The following is a 25751-nucleotide window of genomic DNA, read 5'->3' on the forward strand; positions in this document are numbered from 1 at the left end:
CGGCCCGGCCGCTCAGCGGTCGGGCGTGTCGACGCCCAGGTCCTGGAGCGCGGCGTGCACCCGCCGGGCGTCCCGGTGGGCGTAGCGCAGCCCGGGACGCTGCTCGTCGACCTCGACGGGCAGGCCCCGCGCGACCAGCAGGTCGGCCACCACCCGCGTCGCGGCAGCGTCGTCGGTGGAGGAGAGGCCCGTCGTCATCGCCGCCCACCTGCGGCGGTCCAGGGCGACCAGGCCCGTCACGACGACGACCGGCCCGAGGGCGGCCCGGACGGCCGGCGGCCGGCCGGTCCACCGCAGGGCCAGCGCCGACCCGGCGGCCGCGGCCAGGCAGGCGCCGCCGAGGGCGGCGTGGCCCACGGCGTCGAGCCGGGCGGTGCGGGGGAAGCGCGGACGCCGGTCCCCCGTCCACCGCGGTGCCCGCGGGGTCACCGCCGCAGGCCGGACTCGAACGCCCGCCGCAGCACCAGGTGCGCCGTGTGGGGGTCCGCGGTCGCCCCGGCCGAGCACACCACGGCTCCGGGGGCGAGCAGGTGCCACCAGCGGCCCTCGACCTCCAGGACGACGGCGCTGGCGCGCACCGCCCCGACGTCCACCTGCCGGTCGAAGGCGACGTCCTCGGCCACCTGACGGACCAGCCCGTACGGGAAGCTGCCGGCCCGCTCGGCGCGGTGACCGGCGTCCAGCCGGTCGACCCAGCGGAGCGCCTCCGGGAAGGTGTCGACGACGGCCCGGCGCAGCGCCGGACGGTCCGCGAGGGCGGCGAAGTCCGGCGGCGACCCCACCTCCTCGCGCCGTGCCCGCACCGCCCACGACACGGGGTGGTCCGGGTCCGGCCGCTCCTCCTGCCGCTGCAGCTCCGCGTCGAGCAGCGCGGCCCACCAGCCGGTCCAGTGCCGGCCCGCCTCCCGGCGCTGCTGGTCGGAGAGCAGGGCGCGGCGGTCGGGCACCGTCCCGGCGAGCGGCGGCGGCACGGCCGGCCCCGGCGGGACCGCCAGCCCCAGGGCGTCCCGGACGAACAGCGCGACGTGCGGCAGCGAGTCCCGCGCGGACTCCGCGAACCGCCACGACGTCGTCCCGGCGAGCTGCACGGTGCACCTCCCTCGGCCCGGCCACGTACGTGCTCCAGCGTGGCCCATCCGGCCGGCGACCGGGACCCGCCTCCGTGCGACACCTCGGCGACGTCCCGGGCAGGTGCGGGCAGCGGGGCCCGGAAACGCGATTGCGCCCCTCGCTACAACGGGGAGGTGCAGATCCTCGAGACCGGCCCCGACGAGGCAGCCTTCACCGGCTGGTGCGAGGTGTGGGCGGCGACCCAGCGCGCCGACCGGCCGGGCGAGGCGCCGCGGCCGGCGAGCGACCACGTCGCCCTGGGACGGCGGCTCACCACGCCGGGCGGCGCGCTGCAGGGCACCCACCGGGCCGCGGTCGACGGCGGCGCCGTCGTCGGCGCGCTCCGGGTGCTGCTGCCGGTGCGGGACAACCCGGCGGTCGCCTACCTCGACGTGGCCGTGCACCCGGCGCACCGCCGCCGGGGAGTCGGCAGCGCGCTGCTCGCCGACGGCGCCCGGCTGGCCGCGGCCGCCGGGAGGTCCACGCTGATCGCCGAGGTCGACGAGCCCGGGCCGGCGGCGCCGGGGCGCGCCTTCGCCCTGCACCACGGGTGGGCGTGCGACCTGCGGGAGACCCGCCGCGACCTGCTGCTCCCGGTCGACGAGCAGCGGCTATCCGCCCTGGAGGCCGGGGCCCGGGCGGCGAGCACGGGCTACGAGGTCGTCACCTGGCGGGACCGGACGCCGGACAGCCTCCTCGAGGACCGGGCGCTGCTCAGCCGCCGGATGTCCACCGACGCCCCGAGCGGCGACGTGCCGGTCGAGGAGGAGGACTGGGACGCCGCCCGGGTGCGCGAGCAGGAGGCCGTCCACGTGGCCCGGGACCGCACGGTGCTGTCCGCCGGCGCGGTGCGCGAGGGCCGGCTGGTGGCCTTCACCGACCTGCACGTGCCGCTGGCGACGCCGGAGCGGGCCGACCAGAGCGGCACGCTGGTGCTGCGCGAGCACCGCGGCCACCGGCTCGGCACCCGCGTCAAGACCGCGGTGCTGCGCGAGCTGGCCGCGACGCTGCCGCAGGTGCGCCGGATCAGCACCTACAACGCCGAGACCAACCGGCCGATGGTCGCGGTCAACGAGGCGCTGGGGTTCCGCCCGGCGGGCGGGCTGTCCACCTGGACGCGTCGACCCTGACCGTCTCCCCCAGCCGCTCGCCGTCGAGGAAGCGGGTCACCAGGCCGGCGATCTCGTCGGGGCGCTCGAGGATGAACAGGTGCCCCCCGCCCCGGACGACGTGCAGCGTCGCGTCCGGGATGCGCCAGGCCAGCAGCCGCCCGTTGACCAGCGGGATGATCGGGTCGTCGTCCCCGGTGATGACCAGCGTCGGCTGCCGCAGGGTGTGCAGCCACGGCATGCTGCTCCACCCGGTGATCGCGTAGAGCTGACCGAGGTAGCCGATCGCCGACGGGGGCCGCACCCGGCCGACGACCGACTGCAGCAGCCGGCGGGGGTCGGTGCGGGCCATGCCGCCGTAGATGCTCCCGGCGATCCGCAGGTAGTGCTCGGGGTCGCGGTACCGGCGCGGCGTGGTCAGGTGCAGCAGCGCGGACGGCGCACCGGGCATGCCGCCCACCCCGGGGGCCGTGGCCGCGAGCACCAGGCCCCGCACCCGGTGCGGCGCCTGCTTGGCCAGCTGCTGGGCCACCACACCGCCCAGGGAGACGCCGAAGACGTCGACCTCGTCGTACCCGAGCACGTCGAGCATCCCGGTCACCGTGCGCACCAGCCCCGGCATCCGCCGCGGGCTCCGGTAGGGCGTCGAGCCGCCGATGCCGGGCGCGTCGAAGCTGACCACCTGCCGTCCCCGGGCGACCAGCGCCCGCTCGAACGGCTCGGCGAGGTCCAGGCTCGCTCCCAGACCGGTGACGAGCAGCAGCGGGCGGCCCTCGCCGCGGACCGACGTCCGCAGCCGGACCTCCCCCACCTCGACCTTGCGGACGCGGGCCTCGTGCCCCGCCGTCACGCGAACGCCGAGGCGCCGGTGATGTCCCGGCCGACGATGAGGGTCTGGATGGTCTCGGTGCCCTCGAAGGTGTGGATCGACTCGATGTCGGCCATGTGCCGGATGACGTGGAAGTCCAGCAGGATGCCGTTGCCGCCGAGCAGGTCGCGCGCCTCGGCCAGCACCGCCCGGGCGGTGGAGGTGTTGTGCGCCTTGGCCAGCCCCGCCAGCGTGGGCTCGACCCGGCCGGCCAGCGCCAGGTCGGCCAGCCGGCGGCAGTACAGCTGCATCGAGGTGACCTTGGCCAGCATCCCGACCAGCCGCTCCTGGATCAGCTGGAACTCCACCAGCCGCTTGCCGAACTGGGTGCGCCGCCCGGCGTAGGTCAGCGCCGCCTCGTAGCCGGCGACGGCGTGGCCCAGTGCCATCCAGGCGCAGGAGCCCCGGGTGGTGGCCAGCACCGCGCCGGTGTCCTTGAAGCTGCGCCCGCCCGGCAGCACGTTCTCCGCCGGGACGCGCACGTCCTCGAGCTCGATCTCGGCCTGCCACACCGCCCGCAGCGAGCCCTTGCCCTCGATCCGGCGCGCCCGGTAGCCCGGCGTCCCCTTCTCGACGAGGAAGCCCTTGACCTGCCCGTCCTCGGTGTCGCGGGCCCACACCACGACGACGTCGGCGACGGTGCCGTTGCCGATCCACTTCTTGGACCCGTCGAGGACGTAGGAGTCGCCGTCCCTGCGAGCCGAGGTCTCCAGGGCGATGGAGTCCGAGCCGTGGTCGGGCTCGGTGAGCGCGAACGCGCCGAGGGCCTCGCAGCGGGCCATGGCGGGGAGCCAGCGCTGCTTCTGCTCCTCCGAGCCGAGCATGGCGATCGACTTCATCGCCAGCCCCGCCTGGACGCCGAGGAAGGTGCCCAGGCTGCCGTCGCCGCGGTTGAGCTCCATGTGCACCAGGCCCGCCGACAGCGCGTCCATCGGCGGGCAGCCGTAGCCCTCGATGCCGTCGCCCACCAGGCCCGCCGCGCCCAGCTTCTCGGCCAGCTCCCGGGGGAACTCGGCGCGCTCCCAGTAGCCGTTGATCACCGGCAGCACCTCGTCCTCGACGAAGGCCCGGGTGCGCAGCAGGTGGTCCAGCTGCTCGGGCGAGAGGTCCTCGCGCAGCTGGAAGTAGTCGGTGGACAGGGCGTTGCCGATGCCCTCGGCCAGCTCCACGTCGGTCCCCTCCGGTCGGGAGTGTGCGGTCACGAGTCCCGCACGTAGCTGCCCGGCGCGGCCTCGCGGACCCGGAAGCGGGCGCTGCCGAGCTCCTCGGGCGCGTCCTTGTCCGGGCCGGACCGCTCGCCGAGCCAGGCGCTGTAGTCCGGCCACCAGGAGCCCTTCTCGGTGCGGGCGGTGTCGGACCACTCCTCGACGGGGGCGGAGTTGTCGTCGGTGACCCGGTAGCTGGACTTCGGGTTGCCCGGCGGGTTGACCAGCGCCGCGATGTGCCCGTTGGTGGAGAGCACGAAGCGCATCTTGCCGCCGAGCAGCTGGCTGCTGCGGTAGCACGACTGCCACGGGCAGATGTGGTCCGCGGAGCCGGCCAGCACGTAGGAGTCGACGGTGACCTGGCTCAGGTCCACCTCGGTGCCGAGCACCGTCACGCTGCCGGGGTGGGTCAGCTTGTTGCCCAGAGCCATGTCGACGAAGTCCGCGTGCAGCCGGGCGGTCATCCGGGTGGTGTCGGAGTTCCAGGACAGGATGTCGAACTTCGGCGGGCGCTTGCCCTGCAGGTAGTTGTTGACCCAGTAGTTCCAGATCAGGTCGTTGGGCCGCAGCCAGGCGAACACCTCGGCGAGCCTGCGGCCGTCGAGGTAGCCGGCGCGCCGGGAGGCCGCGACCGATTGTGCGGCGGTGTCCGGGTCCATCGTCGCGCCGAGCAGGCCGGCGCGGGTCTGGTCCAGCACGGTGACCAGCAGGCTCAGGCTGGCCAGCCGGTCCTGCCGGCCCTTCGCGGCCAGGACGGCGGCGGTCATGCTGGCCAGGATGCCGCCCGAGCAGGTGCCCATGAGGTTGGTGGACTCGACCCCGCAGATCTCCTCGACCGCGTCGAGGGCGTCGAGGATGGCTGTGACGTAGGTGTCGAAGCCCCACTCGCGGTGCCGGGCGTCGGGGTTGCGCCAGGACACCATGAAGACCTGCTGGCCCTGGCCGACGAGGTGCTCGACCAGGCTGCGCCCGGGCGCGAGGTCGAGCACGTAGTACTTGTTGATCGTCGGCGGCACGATGAGCACCGGCACGGTGCGGACGGTCTCGGTCGTCGGCCGGTACTGGATCAGCTCGAACACCGGCGTCCGCAGCACCACCGCGCCGGGGGTGACGGCGAGGTCCCGGCCCACCTCGTAGGCGTCCGGGTCGACCATCGTCGGCACCCGCGGCGGGCTGGCCAGGTCGCGCACCAGGTTCCGCGGCCCCCGCACGAGGTTGGCGCCGGCGGTGTCGATGAGGGCCTTCCACGCCACCGGGCTGATCAGCGGGTTGTTGCTCGGCGCGAGCGCGTCGACCAGGTTGGTGCCGGCGAAGCGCACCCGCTCGGCGTCCTTCCACTCCAGCGGCACGTCGTGCAGCAGGCCCAGGGCGGTCTCGCCGGTGGCGAGGTAGGCCTGGACCAGCCGCCGCAGCAGCGGGTTCTCCGTCCACGCCGGGTCGGCGAACCGCCGGTCCCGCTTGGAGGGGGCCACGTCGCTGGTGCCCACGGCGATCTGCGCGAGCTGACCGGCCAGCTCCCGGGCGCGCGCGGCCACCTTGTCCGGACGGCGGGCCAGCCCGCCCAGGAACCGCAGACCCGGCTTCCCGGGGGACAGCCGCCGCACCGTCCCCTGGGCCGCCTGCGTCAGCAGCAGGTCGAGGGGGCCGGCAGCCCCGGCCACCTCACGTGAGTCGTCGACCGATGTCATGCCAGCCCCTCCCAGGAGAACCCCGTCCGTGGTGCCCGGCGTACGCACCGGGTCACCGGGCGCCGTCCGCATCATGCCCGTGCCACCCGGACCCATGCCCACGGGACGGGCGTCGCACGCCTCGATCCCACCTGGACGGGGTAGCTGCGGGGGCGGGTTCCGGCGACCAGGGGGAGGCAGGCATGCGTGCCGCCGTCATCACGTCACGGGACGGGCCGGACGCCGTCCGCGTGCTCGAGGTGCCCGAGCCCCGGCCCGCCGCCGGCCAGGTCGTCGTCGACGTCCGGTGTGCCGGGGTCGCCTTCCCCGACGTGCTCCAGACCCGCGGGGAGTACCAGCTCCGTCCCGAGCTGCCCGTCGTCCCGGGCTGGGAGGTCAGCGGCGTCGTCCGGGCGGACGCCGGCGGCTTCCGCGCCGGGGACCGCGTGGCGGCCATGCCCGTCCTGGGCGGCCTCGCCGAGACCGTCGCCGTCGACCCCGCCATGGTCTTCCCGCTGCCGGACACCGTGCCGTTCGACGCGGCGGCGGCGGTGCCCCTCAACTACCTGACCGCGCACCTCGCCCTCGGCCGCCGGGCGCGGCTGCGTACCGGCGAGACGGTCCTGGTGCACGGCGCGGCCGGCGGCCTCGGGACGGCGGCCTGCCAGCTCGCGGCCGCCGCCGGGGCGCGGGTGGTCGCCGTCGTGTCGAGCGCCCGGAAGGCGGAGGTCGCCCGCGCCGCGGGCGCGCACGACGTCGTGCCGGCCGACGGCTTCCGCGACGCGGTGCACCGGCTGACCGGCGGCCGCGGGGTGGACGTGGTCGTCGACCCCGTCGGCGGCGACCGGTTCCCCGACTCGCTGCGCTGCCTGGCCCGCGAGGGCCGGCTGCTCGTCCTCGGCTTCACCGGCCGGGGCATCCCCGCGGTCGCCGTCGACCGGCTGCTGCCGGGCAACACCACCGTGGTGGGGGTGGCCTCGGCCGAGCTCTGGCGGGCCGAGCCGGAGTACCCCCGGCAGCAGTGGCGCGACGTGGAACCGCTGCTGCGCTCCGGGGCGGTGGACCCGCCGATCGGCGCGGTGCACCCCCTCGCCGACACCGCCGAGGCCCTCCGCTCGCTGGACGAGCGGCGCGCGGTCGGCCGGGTGCTCGTCCGCGTCCGGGACTGAGCGCGGCGGCGAGCTGCTCAGACCAGCCCGAGGGCGTGCACCGCCTCCGCGACCTCGAGGAAGCCCGCGACGTTCGCCCCGAGCACCAGGTCACCCGGCGACCCGTACTCCTCGGCCGTCTCGTGGCAGCGGGTGTGGATGTCCCGCATGACCTCCTCGAGGCGGGCCTCGGTGTGCTCGAAGGTCCACCGGTCGCGCGAGGCGTTCTGCTGCATCTCCAGCGCGGAGGTGGCGACCCCGCCGGCGTTGGCCGCCTTGCCCGGCGCGAACGCGATCCCGGCCTCGCGGAAGACCCGCACGGCATCCGGGGTGGAGGGCATGTTGGCGCCCTCGACGACGTACCGGCAGCCGTTGCGGGCCAGAGTCACCGCGGCGTCGCCGTCCAGCTCGTTCTGCGTGGCGCTGGGGATGGCGAGGTCGCACGGGACGTCCCAGATGCTGCCGCCCTCGACGAAGGTCGCCGAGGGCACCCGGTCGGCGTAGTCGCCGATCCGGCCCCGCTCGACCTCCTTGACCTGCTTGAGGACGTCGAGGTCGATGCCCTTCTCGTCGACGACGTAGCCGCTGGAGTCCGAGCAGGCGACCGCCGTCCCGCCGAGCTGGTGCACCTTCTCGACGCCGTAGACCGCCACGTTGCCCGACCCCGAGACGACGACCCGCCGCCCGTCGAAGGACTCGCCGCGCGCCTCGAGCATCTCGTCGGCGAAGAAGGCCGCGCCGTAGCCGGTGGCCTCGGTGCGCACCAGCGAGCCGCCCCAGCCCAGGCCCTTGCCGGTGAGGACGCCGGACTCGTAGCGGTTGGTGATCCGCTTGTACTGGCCGAACAGGTAACCGATCTCGCGGCTGCCGACGCCGATGTCGCCGGCCGGTACGTCGGTGTACTCCCCCAGGTGCCGGTACAGCTCGGTCATGAACGACTGGCAGAAGCGCATGATCTCGGCGTCCGACCGGCCCTTGGGGTCGAAGTCGGAGCCACCCTTGCCGCCGCCGATCGGCATGCCGGTGAGGGCGTTCTTGAAGACCTGCTCGAAGCCGAGGAACTTGATGATGCTCAGGTTGACCGACGGGTGGAACCGCAGGCCGCCCTTGTAGGGGCCCAACGCCGAGTTGAACTCCACCCGGAAGCCGCGGTTGATGTGCACCTCGCCGCGGTCGTCCTGCCACGGCACGCGGAAGATGACCTGCCGCTCGGGCTCGCAGATCCGCTCGACGGTCTTCATCTCGGTGTACTCGGAGTGCCGCGTCAGCACGACGGCGAGGGACTCGAGCACCTCGCGGACGGCCTGGTGGAACTCGGTCTCGCCCGGGTTGCGGCGGAGGACGTCGTCGTAGATCCGCTCCACGACCGCCGGCACGTCTGCGTCCACTGTCTCTGCACTCCTCGTCCCCGCGGTCTGCCCGAGCGGCCCACCGGCGTCTGCCGGCCGCCGTGGAGCCGCTCCGGAGAAGGTACGAGGATCTCGGGCGCCGGGCACGCCGGCGGATCAGCCCTCGACGGGTCCGCAGGCGATGCGGCCGCCGGCGTCACCGGTGTTCCGGGTCATCTGGTCCGGGCCACCGGGCGCGTAGCGCTCGGGGACGTTGGCGTAGTTGTCCCGGTCGGCGTGCACCATCACCGCGCTGCCGTCCTCGTCGTCGAGCTGGTCGAGGGTCAGCGCGTCGGTGACGGCCGTCAGCGTCCCGGTGCCCGCCTCCGTCACGTACAGCACGGGCAGGTCGCCGGGGTGGTCCCCGTGGTCGGTCTCACCGGCACCGATGTGCCCGCCGGCGGACAGGAAGTCGCCCGTCATCGAGGGATCGGTCGGGCTGGGGCTGTCCGGCTCGCACAGGCCGACGGCGTGCAGGTGGAACCCGTGGAAGCCCGGCGCCAGGCCGGTGACCTCCACCTCGACCCGGGTGCCCCCGTCCGCCTCGCTCAGGGTCGCCACGCCCACCTCCCCGCCCTCGGGGTCGACCAGCCGCGCGGTGAGCCCCCCGGCCCCGGCCGGCGGGGAGTCCGCAGCCGCCGAGACCCCGCCGGAGGACGCGGACGGCGCCTCCTCGTCTCCCGCACAACCGCCCACGGCGGCGGCGAGCGCACAGGCGGACAGGACGGTGGGGACGACCGGTCGGCGCATGGGGTCCTCCTCCTCGGTCTCGGCGGTTCCCCAGGCTTCTCCGGGCCGCGCTCCCGGGCCAGGACCTTCGGTCCTCGGCCGCCGGCGTGCGCCCGGCGTGCCGCCACGACACGCCGCGGCGAGGCCAGGAGGACGGCGGCCCGCAGGCCGGCGCGTCCCGGCGCGTCCCGGCGGGGTCGAGGGGGAGGAACGGACCCAGCCGGCGTGCACCCGGTGAGGTCGCACAGGAGGTGTCCCGGGTGCGCCGGCCGTCCCGGCTCCGGTGACCGGGTCCCCGGTCCTCCCGACGGGGCCGTCCCCCACGCCGCACCCCGGGGTTCGAGGTCGACCCGTCAGCGGGCGAGCTGGCGGCTGATCACCAGGCGCTGGATCTGGTTGGTGCCCTCGAAGATCTGCATGACCTTGGCCTCGCGCATGTAGCGCTCGACGGGGAAGTCGCGGGTGTAGCCGTACCCGCCGAGCACCTGGACGGCGTCGGTGGTCACCCGCATCGCCGCGTCGGTGGCGACCAGCTTGGCCACCGACGCCTGGCGGCTGTAGGGACGGCCGGCGTCGCGGCGGCGGGCGGCGTCGAGGTAGGTGGCCCGCGCGGTGTCGACGGCCGCGGCCATGTCGGCCAGCAGGAACCCCAGGCCCTGGTGGTCGATGATCCTCCGCCCGAAGGTGCTGCGCTCGTGCGCGTAGTCGACCGCGGAGTCCAGCGCCGCCTGGGCCAGCCCGGTGGCGACCGCGGCGATGCCGAGACGCCCGGAGTCCAGCGCGGAGAACGCGATCGGCAGCCCCTGGCCCTCGGTGCCGATCAGCCGGTCGGCGTCGATCAGCGCGCCGTCCCAGTTGGCCATCGTGGTCGGGATGGCGTGCAGGCCCATCTTCTCCTCGGGCCGGCCGAACGACAGGCCCTCGACCTGCCCGGGTGCGAGGAAGCAGGAGATGCCGCGGGAGCCCTCGCCGGTGCGGGCGAACAGCGCGTAGAAGTCGGCCTTGCCGCCGTGGGTGATCCACGCCTTGGTGCCGGTCACCCGGTACCCGCCGTCGGTCCGCTCCGCCCGGCACGCGAGCGCGGCGGCGTCCGACCCGGCCTGCGGCTCGGACAGCGAGTACCCGCCGACCAGCTCCCCGGCCAGCATCCGCGGCAGCCACCGCTCCTGCTGCTCCGGCGTCCCGAAGGTGGCCAGCGGGTGGCAGGACAGCCCGTGCACCGACACCGCCACGGCCACCGCCGCCCAGCGCGCGCCGAACTCCTCGAGCACCTGCAGGTAGACCTCGTAGGGCTGCCCGCCGCCGCCCAGCTCCTCCGGGTAGGGCAGGCCGAGCAGCCCCAGCTCCCCCAGGGTCGCGAACAGCCCCTCGGGATAGCTCTCGGCGCGCTCGTGCTCATCCACCCGGGTGGCCAGTTCCTTGTCCGCGACCTCGCGGACGAGGGCGAGCAGGTCCTCGGCCTCCTCGCTCGGCAGCAGGCGGTCCACGGTCACGGCAGGCCCTCCAGGGTCAGTTCTTCAGCTCGGGGAACTGGTCGTCGCGCCACTCGACGCCCGAACGGCTGTCGGCGCCGGCGAGTTCCTGCTCGCGGGCCCGCAACTCCACCCGCCGGATCTTCCCCGAGATGGTCTTGGGCAGCTCGGCGAACTCGATCCGCCGCACCCGCTGGTAGGGGTTGAGCCGCTCGCGGGCGTAGCGGAGCACCGACAGCGCGGTCTCCTCGGTCGGCTCGTGCCCGGGCGCCAGCGCGACGTAGGCCTTGGGCACGGCCAGCCGCAGCGGGTCGGGCGCCGGGACGACGGCCGCCTCGGCCACCGCCGGGTGCTCGATGAGCACCGACTCCAGCTCGAACGGGCTGATCTTGTAGTCGCTGGCCTTGAAGACGTCGTCGGTGCGGCCGACGTAGGTGATGTAGCCGTCCGCGTCGACCGTGGCGACGTCCCCGGTGTGGTAGTACCCGCCGGCCATCGCCTCGGCGGCGCGCCCGGAGTCGCCCTGGTAGCCGGTCATCAGCGGGAGCGGGTGCTGCGCGAGGTCCAGGCAGATCTCCCCCTCGCCCGGGCCCTCGACCCGGCGGCCGGTCAGCGGGTCGACCAGCACCACCGGGACGCCGGGCAGCGGGCGGCCCATCGACCCCGGCTTGACCTCCGACCCGGGCGTGTTGCCGACCTGCGCGGTGGTCTCGGTCTGCCCGTAGCCGTCGCGGATGGTCAGCCCCCAGGCGCGCCGGACCTGCTCGATGACCTCCGGGTTGAGCGGTTCCCCGGCGCCGATGACCTCGCGCAGCGCGCCGGGCCCGCCGGACAGGTCGGCGTTGATCAGCATCCGCCACACGGTGGGCGGCGCGCAGAAGGTGGTCACGCCCTGCTCGCGGAGCAGGGTCAGCAGCGCGGCCGGGTCGAAGCGCCGGTAGTCGTAGACGAGCACCGTCGCCTCGGCGATCCACGGGGCGAAGAAGCAGGACCAGGCGTGCTTGGCCCAGCCCGGCGAGGAGATGTTGAGGTGCACGTCGCCGGGCTGCAGCCCCAGCCAGTACACCGTCGACAGGTGCCCCACCGGGTAGGAGACCTGGGTGTGCTCCACCAGCTTCGGCCGCGACGTCGTCCCGGAGGTGAAGTACAGCAGCAGCGGGTCGCCGGGCGCGGTGCCCGGGTGCCCCACGGGCGTGGGCTCGAGCGCCGCGGCGTCGTGCAGGTCGGCCCAGCCCCCGGCCGGCCCGACGCTGATCCGGGTGTAGTCGCCGGGGACGTCGTCGAACTTGCCGACGTCGGCGGCGTTGCAGACGACGTGCCGGGCACCGCCGCGGGTGATCCGGTCGACCAGGTCCGCGGTGCCGACCGCGGTGGTGGTCGGCATGATCACCGCGCCGAGCTTCATCACCGCGAGCATCGACTCCCACAGCTCGACCTGGTTGCCGAGCATGAGCAGCACCGGGTCGCCCTTGCCGACGCCGCGGCCGGCGAGCCAGGCGGCCAGCCGGTCCGACGCCCGGGTCATCTCGGCGAAGGTCCGCCGCGTCGTCGTCCCGTCCTCGGTGACCACGACGAGCGCCGGGCGGTCGCTGTCCCGGGCCACCGCGTCGAACCAGTCGACCGCCCAGTTGAACCGCTCCCCCAGCTCCGGCCAGCGGAACTCGGCCACCGCCGCCTCGTGCCGGCCGCGCACGGCCAGCAGCTGGTCCCGGCTCGCCCGGTAGGCGGCGGTGACGTCCATGGCGGGGTCCTCCCTGCGCGTCGGCGGGTGCGCCCGGCGGGCTCCGGGTGCTCGGACCTCCGGACGCCGCGTGGCGCATGTCACTCTAGGCCCCGTCCAGCCCGGAACCCGCAGGCCACAGGAGTGGAACCGTGTTCGACGAGACGCTCACCGCGACCATCGCCGAGGCCCGCCGGCACGCCCTCGGCGACCTGCTGCGGCGCTCCGCGGCCCGGGTGCCGCGGAGGACGGCGCTGCGCTTCCGCGACCGGTCCCACACCTACGCCGAGCTCGACACCGTGGTCGACCGGGTCGCCAACGCGCTCACCGCCCGCGGCGTGGCGAAGGGCGACCGGGTGGCGCTGCTGTCGCACAACGACGACGGCTACGTGGTGCTCACCTTCGCCCTCGCCCGGCTGGGCGCCATCGCCGTCCCGGTGAACTTCATGCTGGGTGCCGGCGAGGTCGCCTACATCCTCGACCACTCCGGGGCCACCGGCGTCGTGGCCGAGGCCGCGCTGCTGCCGGTGGCGCAGGGGGCGATCGAGCAGGCCGGGCGGGTGGGCGAGGTCGGTGTCCGCGGCGTCCTGGGCGGGGACGGGGACCCGCCCGGCGGCTGGGAGGCGTTCGGGACCTGGGCGGCGCACGACGACGCGACCGCGCCGCAGGTCCCCGTCGCCGACGACGACGTGCTGCAGCTGATGTACACCAGCGGCACCGAGTCGCGGCCCAAGGGGGTGATGATGACCAGCCGCAGCCTGGTCGGCCAGTACGTCAGCTGCATCGTCGACGGGCGCTACAGCGCCGCGGACGTCGTCCTGCACGCGCTGCCGCTGTTCCACGTCGCGGCCCAGCACTGCTTCCTGAACCCGAACCTCTACCTGGGCGGCACCAACGTCGTCCTCGACGGGCCGGACCCGGCCACGGTGCTGGAGACCGTCGAGCGGGAGCGGATCACCAGCCTGTTCTGCCCGCCGACGGTGTGGATCGGGCTGCTGCGCCACCCCGACTTCGACCGCCGCGACCTGTCCTCGCTGGCCAAGGGCTACTACGGCGCGTCGATCATGCCGGTGGCGGTGGTCGAGGAGCTGCGCCGCCGGCTGCCGGGCACGGCGCTGTTCAACTTCTACGGCCAGACCGAGATGTCCGCGCTCGCCCTGGTGCTGTCGCCGGAGGACCAGTTGCGCAAGCCCGGGTCGGCCGGCACGGCGGTGGTCAACAGCGAGACCCGGATCGTCGACGAGGCCGACCGGCCCGTGGGCCCCGGCGTGGAGGGCGAGATCGTGCACCGCAGCCCGCACGCCACCGCCGGCTACTGGAACGACCCGGAGAAGACCGCGGAGGCGTTCCGCAACGGCTGGTTCCACAGCGGCGACCTCGGCGTGATGGACGAGGACGGCTTCACCACCGTGGTCGACCGCAAGAAGGACGTGATCAAGACCGGCGGGGAGAACGTGGCCAGCCGGGAGGTGGAGGAGGTCGTCCACCAGCACCCCGCGGTCGCCGAGGTCGCCGTCTTCGGCATCCCGCACCCGCGGTGGATCGAGGCGGTGGCGGCGGTCGTCGTCCTCCGCGAGGGGCGGACGGTGGACCCCGACGAGCTGGTCCGGTTCTGCCGGGAGCGGCTGGCCGGCTACAAGACCCCGCGGTACGTGGCCGTCGCCGAGACCCTGCCCAAGAACGCCAGCGGGAAGATCCTCAAGCGCGAGCTGCGGACGACGTTCGCGGACCTGGCCGGCTGACCGGCCCGGCGAGTCCCGCCGGGCCGCACCCGGAGCCGTCGGTTACCGTCCGGTACGTGTGGCACGGACCACACCCGAGCGACACCGGAGGACCCGTGCTCTACACCGCGTACCAGTGGCAGCAGCGGCTGACCGCGCCGGCCCGGACGACGACGGCGCTGACCGCACGGGCCCTGGAGGCGCTGCCGGCGCCGCTGGCCGCACTCCCCGCCGCCCGCCGGGTGCGGGCCGCCTGCCGGATCGTCGCCGACGCCCGGCCCACGCACGTCCGCCCGGAGTGGGGCATCGACTCCGTGGACGTCGACGGCCGGCCGGCCGAGGTGGCCGTGGAGCCGGTGCTGTCGACGCCGTTCGCCGACGTCCTGCACTTCACCAAGCCCGACGTCGCCGGCCAGCCGCAGGTGCTGGTCGTGGGGCCGATCTCCGGCCACTTCGCCACGCTGCTGCGGCCCACGGTCCGCACCCTGCTCGCCGACCACGACGTGTACGTCGTCGACTGGCACAACGCACGCGACGTCCCGGTGGCGGCGGGGCGCTTCGGGCTGGACGAGTACGTCGACCACGTCGTCCAGGCGATCCGGCACCTCGGCCCGGACACCCACGTCCTGGCCGTGTGCCAGCCCGCACCGCTGGTGCTCGCCGCCGTCGCCCTGCTGGCGGCGGACGGCGACCCCGCCCAGCCCCGCAGCGTCACGCTCATGGCCGGGCCCATCGACACCCGGGTCAACCCCAACCGGGTCAACGAGACCGCCGGCCGTCACCCGCTGTCGCGGTACGAGCGGATGCTGACCACCACGGTCCCGGCGCAGTACCCGGGCGCCGGCCGGCGGGTCTACCCCGGGGTCGCGCAGCTGACGGCGTTCATGTCGCTGAACCCGCGGCGACACCTCGGCGCGCACGTGGCGATGTACCGGGCCATGGTGGCCGGCGACGAGGCGACGGCGGCGACCACCCGAGCCTTCTACGACGAGTACGGCGCGGTCATGGACGTGCCCGCGGAGTTCTACCTGGAGACGCTGCGCCGCGTCTTCATGGAGCACGACCTGCCCCGCGGCGTCTTCACCTGGCGCGGCCGGACGGTCGACCCCTCCGCCATCGAGCACACCGCGCTGCTCACGGTCGAGGGCGCCCAGGACGACATGTGCTCGCCCGGGCAGACCGAGGCCGCGCACGCGCTGTGCACCGGGATCCCGGCCGAGCACCGGCGCCACCACCTGCAGCAGGGCGTGGGCCACTACGGGGTCTTCGCCGGCTCGCGCTGGGAGACCGAGATCTACCCGGTCCTGCGCGCCTTCATCGCCGAGCAGGAGGCCGCGCGGGAGGTGGTCCCGGTCGGCTGACCGGGACGGCGGGCGGCCCGCGCCCGGGCCCGCAGCAGGACGGCGACGCCCAGGACCGCGGGGCGGCCGGCGGTCAGCGGCGGTGCCAGCGGACCGCGCCGTACGCGGACGTGCCGAGCACGATCGAGGAGAGCACGACGCTGCGCGGCGCCACGTCACCGCCCCGGCGCGCCACCAGCACGGCCGCGGCGTCGAGCGCGGTCAGCAGCAGGGTGACCTCCGTCGTCCGCCGGGCCTGCGGCGCGGGGGTGACCAGCAGGGCCGCGCCCATCGCGATGTTGCGGGCCGCGGCCAGCCGGACCAGCAGCGGCAGCAGCACGTCGGTGCGCGTGCCGGTGTCGTCGGCCCCCAGCAGGCGGGGCAGCGCCCGCGGGGCGAACAGCGCCGCCGTCCCGATCCAGATCGACAGCGTCCCGATGGTCTTCCGGGTGACGTCCCAGTCCCTCGCCATGGCCGGTCACTGCCCGCCGGGCGACCGCGCCAACCGGCGCCCTGCGGCGATGACCAGCACCATCGCCAGGAACGGCAGGGTGACGACGCTGGCCACCCCGTCGCTGACCGTGGCGACGGCGAAGGCCACGGCGCCCGGTGCGTCGAGCGGGCCGAGCACGCCGTCGACGCCGAGCGCGGCGATCGAGGGCGGCAGCGTGAGCAGCGCGGAGACCGCTCCCCCGAGGACGACGCCCAGCGCGACCGCACCCGGCGCCGTCCGGACCGCGCGCAGCGCCAGGCCGGTGCCCCGCCCCAGCGCCCCGCGCGGGGCGAGCCGCCCGCCGCCGGGCAGCGCGGCCACCGCGCCGGTCACCCACAGCTGGGCGACCAGGGCGGTGCCGAAGCCGACGACGTCGACCAGCAGGGCGGCCACGACGCTCGGGCTGTCGTGCACGAGCAGCTGCCGTGCCACGTCGGGGACGGTGTTGACGGCCGTGGCCAGCAGCGCGGCGAGGTAGGCGGGGCGCCGGTGCCGGACCAGGGCCGCCAGGGCGGCGCGCACCACGCCCACCGGCGTCACGGGCGGGTGGCGACGAGGGCGGTCCAGCAGCCGGCCAGCCGGGTCTGCTGGCCGACGACGGTCAGCCCGGCGCCGCGGCAGGCGGCGGCGATGCCCTCCGGGGTGGGCCGGTCGCCGTCGGCCGGGTGCCGCGACACCGCCCGCAGCGGGCGGCTGTCGACGAACCGCGCGGTCATCTCGCAGGAATAGAACCGCCCGCCGGGGCGCAGCACGCGGGCGGCCTCCCGGACGACGTCCCGCCACGCGTCGCTGTGGTGCAGCACGTGGTAGCCGAACACCGCGTCGTAGGCCGCCGCGGCGGCGGTCAGCGACGTCGCGTCGCCCTCCTGCACGTCGACCCGCGTACCCAGGTCGCGCACCGCCTCCCGGCAGGCCGCGACGCTCGCGCCGAACCGCTCGACGCCGTCGGCGTGCCCGGCCCCGAAGACCTCGAGCGCCAGCCGCAGCCCGGTGCCGCGGCGGCCGGTGCCGAGCTCGAGCACCTGGCCGCCGGGGACCCGCCCGCCCAGCCGGAGCAGGAGGGGCGCCTCGATGCGGCGCTGCGCCAGCGCCCGGAGGCGGGAGTTGACCCAGAGCCGGTTGGCGTCGACGAGGGTCGGCGGGACGGGGCGGCTGGTCGGCATCGTGCCGTCCTGCCCCGGAGGCGCCGGGGGTAACCGGCGGGTCAGCCCCGGTAGTTCACGTGCGGGTGGTCCATGTGGTTCGCGGTGCGGCTGCCGCGGTCGGCCATCGACTTCCAGGAGCCGCCGGGCGAGGAGAGCATCCGCTGCTCCCAGATGATGTAGTCCACACCGAGCTCGTCCCAGTGCGCGATGTGGTACTCGACGATCGCGTCGCCGAGTGCCGAGTCGCTCATGACCATGTAGTCCAGCGCCAGGCCCGACGGGTGCCCACCGGGGTCGGCGGCGCTGGGCCGGGTGCCGCCGAGGGTGATCGAGGCGGCGCCGGGCACGTTGCTCACCACGGCGTTCGCGGCGGCCTGCACCACGGCGGCGACCGGGCCCGAGCTGTTCGTGATCTTCGCGACCGCGCCGGCCGCGGCCGCGGCCCGCGGGGCAGCGGCGGCGGGCGCGGCCTCACCGGCCTGTGCGGGAGCGGCCGCGGTCGCGGACGCCTGGGCCGCCTGCGCCGCCGCGGCCTCCTCGGCGGCCTTCGCGGCCGCCTCCGCCTCGGCCTTCGCCTTGGCGGCGGCCTCCGCCTCGGCCTTCTGCCGGTCGAGCACCGCCTGGTCGGCGGCGGCCTGGGCCTGCTGCGCGGCGGTCTCCGCGGCCTCGCGGCTGCTGCGGCTGGCGGCCAGGTCCTGCAGCGGCTGCAGCTGCTCGGTCACGTCGAGCGGCGCGGCCTGGGCGGTCAGCCCGAGCTCCTGGGCGACGCTGACGGTCGCCGCCGGGACGGCCTCGGCCTGGGCGGCGGGCTCGGGGCCGACGACGACGCCGACCAGGACGGCGCCGGCGGTGGCCACGCCCAGGTACAGCGCGGGACGGCGGACGGCAGCGGGGGGACGGCGGCGCGAGCGGGCGGGGCGGCCGTAGGTGATGCGGCGTGACATGGGGTGGGGGGTCTCCGAGGCGTGCGGGCGCAGCGGCGCGACGGGGCGCTGCGGGGTGACGGGGAGTGGCCGTGCGGGACGCCGCTGCTCGCGGGGGGAGCGGCTGGGAGCCGGTCGAGCGCGGGTGCTCGGTCGGGAGCCGGCGGGCGTCCTCGTCGGGTCAGGTGCGGCGGCGCACCCGGGTCCGGAGCCGGCGGGCTGGTGCGGCAGGGCAGGGGCACGCCATCCGGCGGCTCTCCGTTCTTCCGTGAGCCGCCTACCGGGTTAGCTGACGGGTTCGGGCGGGAAGCAGCCCTACCTGCACCCGGACGTGCGTCCAGGAGCGGGATTCACCCCAGTACTGCGGTGGGTCCCCGGCTCGCCCCGGAGGGCGACTCGGCGGCGTCCGGGCGGGCCCCCCACGGGGGCGTGACGACCGACCGGACGCATCGACCGTAGCTGCGTTATGCAGCTGTGACAATCCGCGGTCGCCGATCTCGTGCGTGACACGCGTCGCGGACCCACCGGTCCGCCGACCCGGGCTGCTACGGCGGCGCCGGGGAGCTGGCGGGCGGAGCTCACCCAGGAACCCTCCCGGGGCTCCGCCCGCGGTCAGCATGCTGGCGACCCACCGGTTCCGCAACAGGTGTCCACGACGTCCGAGCCTCGCCGGGCGCCGGCCCCGCCCCTGGCCGGCAGCCCGACGGACGGGACCCGTCGCGGGCACCGGGACCGGTCGCGCAGTGGCGCCCGGTCGCGGACCGGGGGTTCCCCGCGGTGCGGCGGGGCACCTCCTCCCCATGAGCGAGATGGACCCGCGGGACCCCAGCACCCTCTACGCGGAGGGGCCGGTCACCGCCGAGCCACCCGAGGACGACGTGCCCGAGACCTCGCCGCTGCCCGACTCCGGCGGCACCGGCCCGGGCCCGGACGACCTCGACCGGCTGCTCTGAAGGAGGACCCCGTCCTCCCCGCCCCTCGCGGGCCCGGGGCGGGGAGGACGGGGCCGCGGAGGATCAGCCGACGTAGTTGACGTGCGGGTGGTCCATGTGGTTCGCCGTCGCGCTGCCGCGGTCGGCCATGGCCTTCCACGCGCCGGTCGGCGAGGTCAGGATCCGCTGCTGCCAGATGACGTACTCGACACCCAGCTCGTCCCAGTGGGCGACGTGGAAGGCGACGATCGCGTCGCCGAGGGCGGCGTCGCTGCCGACCATGTAGTCCAGCGCCAGGCCCGACGGGTGGCCGTTCGGGTCCGTCGCGCTGGGGCGGGTGCCGCCGAGGGTGATCGAGCCGGCGCCGGGCACCTCGCTCACCACCCGGTTCGCGGCGGCCTGCACCTGCGGGGCCACGTCCCCGGCACTGTTGGTGATCTCGGCGGTGACCGCCGGGGCGGGTAGCGGAGCGGCAGCGGCCAGCGGCAGCGCCGGGGCGGCGGCAGCGGGAGCCGACTGACCGACCGAGCCGGCCACCGGCGCCGGGGCGGCCGGCTCCGACGCCGCGGTCACCAGCACCTGACCGGGGAAGATCCGGTTCGGGTCGGCGCCGATGACGGTGACGTTGCGCTGGTACAGGTCCCGCCACGACTGGCCGTGGGCGGCGGCGATCTTCGCGATCGTGTCCCCGCGCTCGACGGTGTGGCCGGCGTCCGCGGCGGCGGCTGTGGCCGCCACGGGGAGCTCGACGGCGTGCGTGGGGAGGGGGGCGGTCGTCCCGGCGAGGGCCTGGCCCGGGGAGCTCAGGACGCCGAACCCGACGACGGTGGCGCCGGCGGCGACGGGCGCCTTGGCGAGCACCTTCTTGGTGCGGACGTAACGGGGTGCGCGGTGCTTGGCCATGGTGATCTCCGATCACCGCCGGCGAGGTGAGCTGTCGGGTTCGGGCGATCGGTGCCCGGCCGCGGTCTCGCGGCTTCACCCCGAGGCGCGCGGGAGCCCGGGGTCTGTGCCCGGGTCGGAGCGCGCCGTGGTCGTGGGTCCCCCACCCCTGCCCTGGGATCTGGAGGCAACCGGTGGGCAGGGTTTGGCGGAACCGGCGCCGCGCTCTTCTTTGCTGAGCGCACACGAAACGCTACGTGCAGTCATGTGAACTGTCGTCGTGACGCCGGTCACAATCCGGTCCCGGAACGGCGCGCCGCAGGTCGCTCCGGCGTGTCGGCCGACTGCGTCGCCCGTCACGTCGGACGGCGGCCCGGTCGCCGGGAGGCGGTCAGCGGGGGGTGCGGTGCGCGTCGAGCCAGGCGACGACGTCCCCGAGCACGGCGTCCTTCTCCGGCTCGTTGTGCGGCTCGTGGAAGAGCCCCTCGTAGGTCCTCACCGTGAGGTCCGCGGAGCCGGCGTGCGCGCGGACGACCTCGCTCGCGGCCGGCGGGACCAGCCGGTCGGCGGTGCCGTGCAGGACCAGCAGCGGCAGGGTGAGCGAGGGCAGCCGCTGCGGCATGGCCAGCGCGGTGGTCATCAGCTCGGCGCCGGTGCGGGCGACCATCTTCCCGGTGTGGTTGAGCGGGTCGGTCCGGTAGTCGCGGACCACCTCCGGGTCCCGGCTGACCGCCTCCGCGTCCAGCTGCAGCACCCCGACGTCGGGCAGCACGCGGGACAGCAACGGCGCCACGGTCCGCTGCACGGCGTTCGCGGCGCTGGTGTCCAGCGCCGCCGCGGAGATCACCGCGCCGGTGACCCGGGGGTCCGGCGTCCCGGTCAGGTACTGCAGGGCGACCAGCCCGCCCAGGCTGTGCCCGTAGACGAACAGCGGGACGCCGGGGTGCTGCTCGCCGGCGTACCGCACCAGCGCGGCGACGCCGTCGACGGCGGCGGCCATGCTGCCGATGTTGCCGCGCCGGCCCGGCGAGCGGCCGTGGCCGGGGTGGTCGACGGCGTGCGTCGCGTAACCCGCGGCGGCCAGCCGCTCGGCGACGTACCGGTAGCGGCCGCCGTGCTCGTGCGCGCCGTGCACCAGGACGACGGCGCCGACCGGCCCGGGCACCGTCCAGGCCTGCCGGTACTGCCCCGAGGACAGCGTGCCCTCGGTGTGCGCGGGCCGGGCAGCGGTCATCGGGCGGACCTCCTCGTCGGGGTGGCGGTGCCAGCGCATCCTGCAGCAGCCGGCGGACCGGCTGCCCGCGGGTCGCCGGGCGGCCCTAGGTTGGAGGCCATGCCGAGCACGTCGCCGGGCGCCGCGCCCGGAGGGACCGTCCGCGACCTGGGCCTGCCGGCGCGGGCGGTCACCGCGCTGACCCGGGCCGGGATCACCACCACCGAGCAGCTGGCCGCACTCACCCGCGCCGAGCTGGTCGCCGTCAACGGGCTGGGCCCGGGCACGGTGGCCGCCATCCGCCGCGTCGTCCCCGAGCCGCCCGGCCGCCTCGCGCCGCCGGAGCCCGCCCCGCCGGGGGACGACGAGGAGTCGCCGGCCGCCCCGGCGATCCCGTCCTTCGAGTCGCTGCGCTCGACCCGCCGCCGGACGACGGTCGACCTGATCGTGCCGGCGACCCCTCCCCCCGCCGATCCCGTGCCGTCGGCCCCCCGGCCGCCCGACTACGCCGACCTGTGGCGCCTCGGGGTGGCGCTGGGCTCGGCCGCGGCGACCCTGCCGCTGCGGCTGACCCTGTTCGCCGTCCGGGAGCCCGCCCGCCGGCTGCGGCGGCTGCTCCGCGGGTAGCGCCGAGGCCCGGAGGCGCCGCCCGGGCACCCGAGGCCGGCGCGCCGCCGGTCGCCGGCTCTGACAAGCTCGCGCGGTCGTCGTTCCCCACCGTGCAGGAGGACCCGTGCGCGCCGCCCAGATCGCCACCCTCGACGGCCCCTCGGCCATCTCCGTGGTCGACGTCCCCGAGCCCGACGCGGACGGCCGGGTGGTCATCGACGTGCACGTCGCCGGCGTGACCTTCCCCGAGGTCCTGCTCAGCCGCGGCGAGTACCAGGTCAAGCCGGAGCTGCCGTTCGTCCCCGGCAGCGAGGTCGCCGGCGTCGTCCGCAGCGCGCCGGAGGGCAGCGGCCTGCAGCCCGGCCAGCGGGTGGCGGCCTTCCCCGGCTTCGGCGGCTTCGCCGAGGTGGCCGCGGCCGACCCGGGCTTCGTGTTCCCGCTGCCCGACGGCGTGGGCTTCGAGCAGGGCGCGGCGCTGCCGATGAACTACCTGACCATGCACTTCGCGCTGGTCCGCCGCGGCCGGCTGCAGGAGGGCGAGACGGTGCTGGTGCACGGCGCGGCCGGCGGCCTGGGGACGGCGGGCATCCAGCTGGCCAAGGCCTACGGCGCCCGCGTGCTCGCCGTGGTGTCCAGCGAGGCCAAGGGCGCGACGGCGCGGGCCGCGGGCGCCGACGAGGTGGTGCTCGCCGACGGCTTCCGCGAGCGGGTGAAGGAGCTCACCGGCGGCCGCGGCGTCGACGTCGTCGCCGACCCGGTGGGCGGCGACCGGTTCACCGACTCGCTGCGCAGCCTCGCCCGCGAGGGCCGGCTGCTGGTCCTCGGCTTCACCGGCGGGGAGATCCCCACGGTCAAGGTCAACCGGCTGCTGCTCAACAACGTCTCGGTCGTCGGCGTCGGCTGGGGCGCCTTCTGGACGGGCGACCCCGGCTACGTGCAGGAGCAGTGGCGGGACCTGCAGCCGCTTCTCGAGCGCGGCGCGCTGGACCCGGTGCTCGGCACGGTGCACGACCTGGCCGACGCCGCGGCCGCGGTCACCGAGCTCGACGAGCGCCGCGCGACCGGCAAGGTGCTGCTCCGGGTCCGCTGAAGAAGGACCACCCTCCTCCCCACGCCCCGCAAGCTCGGCGCGGGCCCCGGAAGGGGGGCCGAAACGGGTCAGTCCGTCGGCGACGCGGGCGCGGTCGGCGGGGTCGGCGGCGTAGTCGGTGCGGAAGGTGGAGCGGTGCCTGTCGGCACCGACCCGGTCGCCTCGCAGGCGGCGGTCCCGGCCTGCAGCCGCTGCTGCAGCGGCTGCAGCCGGCGGACCACCTCGTCGAGCTGGGCCGCGTCCAGCGACGCCGCGGCGGCGCCGAGGTCGTCGACGGTCGCGGCGATGTCCCGCGCGGCGTTGAGCGCGCGCAGGCAAGCGGCGTCGACCACGACGGGGCCGGTCGGCTCGGCCGGACCCGGCGGCGGCGCGGCCGGCTCGGACGCCACGGCCCCCTGCGCCGTCGTCGCCACGGGCGCGTCCTCCCCCAGCAGGCCGACCAGCAGCACCCCGGCGGCCAGGCCGAGGACGAACGTCCCGGTGGCGAGCCAGCGGGTCCAGCCGCGGTCCGCCCGGCCCTCCGGCGGCTCCTCCTGGCGCCGCGAGACCGGCTGTGCCATCGGTCGTCCTCTCGCCCGGCGGTCCCGAGAGGCCGGTCGTACCCTGCGGGAGCAGCGATACGCGCCGGTCCAGGCTGGTGGGAGGCCGCGTTGTCCGCACGGCACTGGGGCGGGTCCCTCGTCCGGGCCCCGGCGGCCGCGCTGCGTGCCGGAGGCCGGGCCGCCCGGACGGCCGTGGTGGCCGGGCGGTGGCTCGTCCTGGCCGGCTGGCTCGTCCTGGCCGTGGCGGCCGTCCTGCTCCCCGAGCCCAGCGGCGGTGGCGGCGGGGACGACGTCGGCGGGCTGCTCCCCCCGGGCAGCGAGGCGGTAGCCGTGCAGGCGCGCAGCCTGGAGCTGTTCCGGGTGCCGGTCCTCTCCGAGACCACCGTCGTCGTGCACGACCCCGAGGGGCTGGACCCGCTCACCCGGGCCGACGTCGCCCTGTGGGCCCTGGCGCACACCCAGGCCACGCTCGAGGGCACCGTGTCGCCGAGCGGCGAGCAGGTCGTCGCGGCGGTGCCGATCCCGACCTCGGCGCCCGACACCGCGGTCACCTACCTGTACGTCACCCAGGGCACCTCGCTCGCGGAGGCGACCTCGCTGGCCCGCCAGTACGCCAGCCACTTCGACAACCAGGCCTCGGTGCAGACCTCCGTCACCGGGCTGACGCCGGCCCGGGTCGCCCAGGCCGAGTACCTGGAGTCGCGGCTGCTGGTCTTCGAGGTGGCGACGCTCGTCCTGATCGCGGTCGTCGTGGCGCTCACCTTCCGCTCGGTCGTCGCGCCGGTCGTCGTGCTGTTCGTCGCGGGGCTGGGCTACGTCGTCGCGGTGCACGTGCTGGCCGTCGCCGCGGCCGCCCTCGGCTTCGCCCTGCCCGACCAGCTCCGGCCGCTGACCGCCGCCCTGCTCATCGGCGTGGTCACCGACTACTGCGTGCTCTTCTTCTCCGGCTACCGGCGACAGCTGGACCGCGGCCTGCACCGGCACGAGGCGGCCCGCCGGGTCGTGCTCACCGAGGGGCCGATCGTGGCCGTCGCCGGGGTGACCGTCGCGGCGGGGACGGCGGCCCTGCTGGTCGCCGAGTTCGCCCTGTTCCGGGCGTTCGGCCCGGCCCTGGCGCTCACCGTGGTGGTGGGGCTGCTCGTGTCGCTCACCCTCGTCCCCGCCGTCCTGGCCGTCCTCGGCCGGTGGCTGTTCGCCCCGTCGCCGGTCAGCGGCGGCCGGGCCCTGGAGGCCGGTGCCGGACGCGGCACGCGGTGGCTGGCGCGGGTGCTCGCCGGCCGGCGGGGGGCCGTGGCCGGGCTGCTGCTGGGGGTCGCCGTGCTGGTCCCGGCGGCGCTGCCGCTGTCGGACATGCGGCTGGGCGTGTCGTTCTCCAGCGCGCTGCCGGACGACGACCCCGTGCAGCGCGGCGCCCAGGTGCTCGAGGACACCGGCGTCCGCGGCATCACCGCGCCGATCGAGGTGATCCTCGAGGGCGAGGACGTCGCCCGGCAGCGGGAGGCCCTCACCCGGCTGCAGGAGGCGCTGGCCGCCCAGCCCGGGGTCGCACGGGTCCTCGGACCGGCGCAGAACCCGCTCCCGGAGGAGTACGGCATCGTCTTCTCCGAGGACGGCGACGCGGCCCGGTTCGTGGTCGTCTTCGACAGCGACCCGCTGGCGGCCACCGCGATCGCCGACCTGCGCACGCTGCGCGACCGCCTCGACGGGCTGGTCGCCGGAGCCGGCGTCGAGGGCGTGACCGTGGGGGTCACCGGCCAGACCGCGATCGCGAGCGAGCTGGACCGGATCACCCGCGACAACCTGCAGCGCACCCTCGTCGCGGTGCTCCTGGTGGAGCTGGTCATCCTGTCGCTGTTCCTGCGCGCCCTGCTGACACCCCTGGTGCTGCTCGCGCTGAGCGCCCTGGGCGTCGCGGCCGCCCTCGGGCTGACCGTCGTCGTCTTCCAGGGCGTGCTCGGGGAGCCGGGCCTCACCTTCTACGTGCCCTTCGCCACCGCCGTGCTGCTGCTGGCCCTCGGGTCGGACTACAACGTCTTCGCCGTCGGCGCGATCTGGGAGCAGGCCGGCCGGCGCCCGCTCGCCCAGGCCATCGCCGTCGCCATGCCGGCGACCGCCCGGGCGATCAGCGCCGCCGGCCTGATCCTGGCCGCCACGTTCGCCATGGTCGCGATCATCCCGCTGAGCACCTTCCGCCAGATCGCCTTCGCGATGGCGGTCGGCCTGCTGATCGACACGTTCGTCGTCCGGCCGGTGCTCACCCCCGCCGTGCTCACCCTCCTCGGCCGCAGCGCCGGCTGGCCGGGCCGGCGGATCCGCACCGGGGCCGCCCGGCCCGGGGCCGGCGAACAGCAGGGGATGCTGGCCGAGGAGTCCGCGCGGCAGCGCACCGACGCGCCGCCCCGCACCACGGTCGGGGCAGGCGGGCAGACGTGAGCGGCGGCCCGG

Annotated in this window: 24 protein-coding genes and 2 riboswitches; of the genes, 8 read left to right on the plus strand and 16 right to left on the minus strand. The window is 75.9% G+C overall.

The window, feature by feature from the left end:
- Positions 1–12 precede the first annotated feature (12 nt).
- Positions 13–429, minus strand: a complete 417-nt coding sequence (locus BLR12_RS06630) for a hypothetical protein (protein WP_091375227.1) — start codon at positions 427–429, stop codon at positions 13–15.
- Positions 426–1088: a hypothetical protein gene (locus tag BLR12_RS24345; protein WP_176832383.1), complete on the minus strand. Its 663-nt coding sequence runs from the start codon at positions 1086–1088 to the stop codon at positions 426–428. Before BLR12_RS24345 ends, BLR12_RS06630 begins: the two co-directional genes overlap by 4 nt.
- Before the next feature lie 156 nt (positions 1089–1244).
- Between BLR12_RS24345 and BLR12_RS24350 the strand changes: the two genes are divergently transcribed.
- A complete protein-coding gene (locus BLR12_RS24350; protein ID WP_176832384.1) occupies positions 1245–2240 on the plus strand; it encodes a GNAT family N-acetyltransferase in 996 nt (331 codons plus the stop codon).
- On the opposite strand, the gene phaZ (BLR12_RS06640) is transcribed toward BLR12_RS24350, so the two are convergent.
- From phaZ (BLR12_RS06640) to BLR12_RS06650, 3 genes are read right to left on the minus strand one after another with little or no spacing between them, the layout of a single operon-like run.
- Positions 2179–3069, minus strand: a complete 891-nt coding sequence (gene phaZ / locus BLR12_RS06640) for a poly(3-hydroxyalkanoate) depolymerase (protein ID WP_218120571.1) — start codon at positions 3067–3069, stop codon at positions 2179–2181. The two genes, BLR12_RS24350 and phaZ (BLR12_RS06640), sit on opposite strands and share 62 nt — an antisense overlap.
- Complete coding sequence (locus tag BLR12_RS06645; RefSeq protein WP_091375234.1) at positions 3066–4289, minus strand: acyl-CoA dehydrogenase family protein; 1224 nt, start codon at positions 4287–4289, stop codon at positions 3066–3068. Before BLR12_RS06645 ends, phaZ (BLR12_RS06640) begins: the two co-directional genes overlap by 4 nt.
- Positions 4286–5980 carry a PHA/PHB synthase family protein gene (locus tag BLR12_RS06650; protein ID WP_091375237.1) on the minus strand — a complete coding sequence of 565 codons (1695 nt, stop codon included), beginning with the start codon at positions 5978–5980 and terminating at the stop codon, positions 4286–4288. The genes BLR12_RS06645 and BLR12_RS06650 overlap by 4 nt, the downstream gene beginning before the upstream one ends.
- Positions 5981–6162: 182 nt before the next feature.
- On the opposite strand from BLR12_RS06650, the gene BLR12_RS06655 reads away from it, so the two are divergent.
- Positions 6163–7128: an NADPH:quinone oxidoreductase family protein gene (locus BLR12_RS06655; RefSeq protein WP_091375240.1), complete on the plus strand. Its 966-nt coding sequence runs from the start codon at positions 6163–6165 to the stop codon at positions 7126–7128.
- 17 nt (positions 7129–7145) lie between these two features.
- Here the strand turns inward: BLR12_RS06655 and gdhA are convergent, their stop codons facing one another.
- From gdhA to BLR12_RS06675, 4 genes are all read right to left on the minus strand, one after another.
- On the minus strand, positions 7146–8495 hold the full coding sequence (gene gdhA, locus BLR12_RS06660; protein WP_176832385.1) for an NADP-specific glutamate dehydrogenase: 1350 nt from the start codon (positions 8493–8495) through the stop codon (positions 7146–7148).
- A 117-nt stretch (positions 8496–8612) separates the two neighbouring features.
- On the minus strand, positions 8613–9245 hold the full coding sequence (locus BLR12_RS06665; protein WP_091375242.1) for a superoxide dismutase family protein: 633 nt from the start codon (positions 9243–9245) through the stop codon (positions 8613–8615).
- Between the two features lie 332 nt (positions 9246–9577).
- Positions 9578–10717 (minus strand): acyl-CoA dehydrogenase family protein, encoded by a 1140-nt coding sequence (locus tag BLR12_RS06670; protein ID WP_091375245.1) that lies wholly within the window; start codon positions 10715–10717, stop codon positions 9578–9580.
- A 16-nt stretch (positions 10718–10733) separates the two neighbouring features.
- Positions 10734–12437, minus strand: coding sequence for an AMP-binding protein (locus tag BLR12_RS06675; RefSeq protein WP_091375248.1), 1704 nt, complete (start codon positions 12435–12437; stop codon positions 10734–10736).
- A 131-nt stretch (positions 12438–12568) separates the two neighbouring features.
- Between BLR12_RS06675 and BLR12_RS06680 the strand changes: the two genes are divergently transcribed.
- Together BLR12_RS06680 and phaZ (BLR12_RS06685) are read left to right on the plus strand one after the other, a co-directional pair.
- Complete coding sequence (locus BLR12_RS06680; protein ID WP_091375251.1) at positions 12569–14158, plus strand: acyl-CoA synthetase; 1590 nt, start codon at positions 12569–12571, stop codon at positions 14156–14158.
- A gap of 95 nt (positions 14159–14253) precedes the next feature.
- The gene (gene phaZ / locus BLR12_RS06685; protein ID WP_091375254.1) at positions 14254–15498 is read left to right on the plus strand and encodes a polyhydroxyalkanoate depolymerase; all 1245 of its coding nucleotides are present in this window, start codon (positions 14254–14256) and stop codon (positions 15496–15498) included.
- A gap of 73 nt (positions 15499–15571) precedes the next feature.
- On the opposite strand, the gene BLR12_RS06690 is transcribed toward phaZ (BLR12_RS06685), so the two are convergent.
- From BLR12_RS06690 to BLR12_RS06705, 4 genes are read right to left on the minus strand one after another with little or no spacing between them, the layout of a single operon-like run.
- Positions 15572–15949 carry a hypothetical protein gene (locus BLR12_RS06690; RefSeq protein ID WP_091375258.1) on the minus strand — a complete coding sequence of 126 codons (378 nt, stop codon included), beginning with the start codon at positions 15947–15949 and terminating at the stop codon, positions 15572–15574.
- Positions 15950–15955: 6 nt separating this feature from the next.
- Positions 15956–16510, minus strand: a complete 555-nt coding sequence (locus tag BLR12_RS06695) for a hypothetical protein (protein ID WP_091375261.1) — start codon at positions 16508–16510, stop codon at positions 15956–15958.
- On the minus strand, positions 16507–17133 hold the full coding sequence (locus BLR12_RS06700; protein ID WP_091375264.1) for a class I SAM-dependent methyltransferase: 627 nt from the start codon (positions 17131–17133) through the stop codon (positions 16507–16509). Before BLR12_RS06700 ends, BLR12_RS06695 begins: the two co-directional genes overlap by 4 nt.
- Positions 17134–17174: 41 nt before the next feature.
- Positions 17175–18059, minus strand: coding sequence for a VldE C-terminal domain-containing protein (locus tag BLR12_RS06705; RefSeq protein ID WP_091375266.1), 885 nt, complete (start codon positions 18057–18059; stop codon positions 17175–17177).
- Positions 18060–18297: 238 nt separating this feature from the next.
- A riboswitch (cyclic di-AMP (ydaO/yuaA leader) is annotated at positions 18298–18450 on the minus strand.
- A 388-nt stretch (positions 18451–18838) separates the two neighbouring features.
- Between BLR12_RS06705 and BLR12_RS24355 the strand changes: the two genes are divergently transcribed.
- Positions 18839–18991 (plus strand): hypothetical protein, encoded by a 153-nt coding sequence (locus tag BLR12_RS24355; protein WP_176832386.1) that lies wholly within the window; start codon positions 18839–18841, stop codon positions 18989–18991.
- A gap of 63 nt (positions 18992–19054) precedes the next feature.
- On the opposite strand, the gene BLR12_RS06710 is transcribed toward BLR12_RS24355, so the two are convergent.
- Together BLR12_RS06710 and BLR12_RS06715 are read right to left on the minus strand one after the other, a co-directional pair.
- Positions 19055–19873 (minus strand): LysM peptidoglycan-binding domain-containing protein, encoded by an 819-nt coding sequence (locus BLR12_RS06710; protein ID WP_091375268.1) that lies wholly within the window; start codon positions 19871–19873, stop codon positions 19055–19057.
- Between the two features lies 1 nt (position 19874).
- Positions 19875–20049, minus strand: a riboswitch (cyclic di-AMP (ydaO/yuaA leader).
- Between the two features lie 194 nt (positions 20050–20243).
- On the minus strand, positions 20244–21086 hold the full coding sequence (locus BLR12_RS06715) for an alpha/beta hydrolase (RefSeq protein ID WP_091376542.1): 843 nt from the start codon (positions 21084–21086) through the stop codon (positions 20244–20246).
- Positions 21087–21185: 99 nt separating this feature from the next.
- On the opposite strand from BLR12_RS06715, the gene BLR12_RS06720 reads away from it, so the two are divergent.
- Positions 21186–21692 (plus strand): DNA-directed RNA polymerase subunit alpha C-terminal domain-containing protein, encoded by a 507-nt coding sequence (locus tag BLR12_RS06720; protein WP_091375270.1) that lies wholly within the window; start codon positions 21186–21188, stop codon positions 21690–21692.
- A gap of 106 nt (positions 21693–21798) precedes the next feature.
- Entirely contained in the window at positions 21799–22764 is a 966-nt protein-coding gene (locus BLR12_RS06725; protein ID WP_091375272.1) for an NADPH:quinone oxidoreductase family protein, read from the plus strand.
- A 68-nt stretch (positions 22765–22832) separates the two neighbouring features.
- On the opposite strand, the gene BLR12_RS06730 is transcribed toward BLR12_RS06725, so the two are convergent.
- On the minus strand, positions 22833–23324 hold the full coding sequence (locus BLR12_RS06730; protein WP_091375275.1) for a hypothetical protein: 492 nt from the start codon (positions 23322–23324) through the stop codon (positions 22833–22835).
- Positions 23325–23414: 90 nt separating this feature from the next.
- On the opposite strand from BLR12_RS06730, the gene BLR12_RS06735 reads away from it, so the two are divergent.
- A complete protein-coding gene (locus tag BLR12_RS06735) occupies positions 23415–25739 on the plus strand; it encodes an MMPL family transporter (protein ID WP_091375276.1) in 2325 nt (774 codons plus the stop codon).
- The last annotated feature ends 12 nt before the right edge of the window (positions 25740–25751 follow it).

The sequence above is a fragment of the Geodermatophilus sp. DSM 45219 genome, from assembly GCF_900104025.1.
GTDB lineage: Bacteria > Actinomycetota > Actinomycetes > Mycobacteriales > Geodermatophilaceae > Geodermatophilus.

Excerpts from the sequence above, each read along its gene's own strand:
- BLR12_RS06650 (WP_091375237.1), bottom strand. The coding sequence starts at position 5,980 with ATGACATCGGTCGACGACTCACGTGAGGTGGCCGGGGCTGCCGGCCCC.
- BLR12_RS06655 (WP_091375240.1), top strand. The coding sequence starts at position 6,163 with ATGCGTGCCGCCGTCATCACGTCACGGGACGGGCCGGACGCCGTCCGC.
- BLR12_RS06665 (WP_091375242.1), bottom strand. The coding sequence starts at position 9,245 with ATGCGCCGACCGGTCGTCCCCACCGTCCTGTCCGCCTGTGCGCTCGCC.
- BLR12_RS06675 (WP_091375248.1), bottom strand. The coding sequence starts at position 12,437 with ATGGACGTCACCGCCGCCTACCGGGCGAGCCGGGACCAGCTGCTGGCC.
- BLR12_RS06690 (WP_091375258.1), bottom strand. The coding sequence starts at position 15,949 with ATGGCGAGGGACTGGGACGTCACCCGGAAGACCATCGGGACGCTGTCG.
- BLR12_RS06700 (WP_091375264.1), bottom strand. The coding sequence starts at position 17,133 with ATGCCGACCAGCCGCCCCGTCCCGCCGACCCTCGTCGACGCCAACCGG.
- BLR12_RS06705 (WP_091375266.1), bottom strand. The coding sequence starts at position 18,059 with ATGTCACGCCGCATCACCTACGGCCGCCCCGCCCGCTCGCGCCGCCGT.
- BLR12_RS24355 (WP_176832386.1), top strand. The coding sequence starts at position 18,839 with ATGAGCGAGATGGACCCGCGGGACCCCAGCACCCTCTACGCGGAGGGG.
- BLR12_RS06710 (WP_091375268.1), bottom strand. The coding sequence starts at position 19,873 with ATGGCCAAGCACCGCGCACCCCGTTACGTCCGCACCAAGAAGGTGCTC.
- BLR12_RS06715 (WP_091376542.1), bottom strand. The coding sequence starts at position 21,086 with ATGACCGCTGCCCGGCCCGCGCACACCGAGGGCACGCTGTCCTCGGGG.
- BLR12_RS06720 (WP_091375270.1), top strand. The coding sequence starts at position 21,186 with ATGCCGAGCACGTCGCCGGGCGCCGCGCCCGGAGGGACCGTCCGCGAC.
- BLR12_RS06730 (WP_091375275.1), bottom strand. The coding sequence starts at position 23,324 with ATGGCACAGCCGGTCTCGCGGCGCCAGGAGGAGCCGCCGGAGGGCCGG.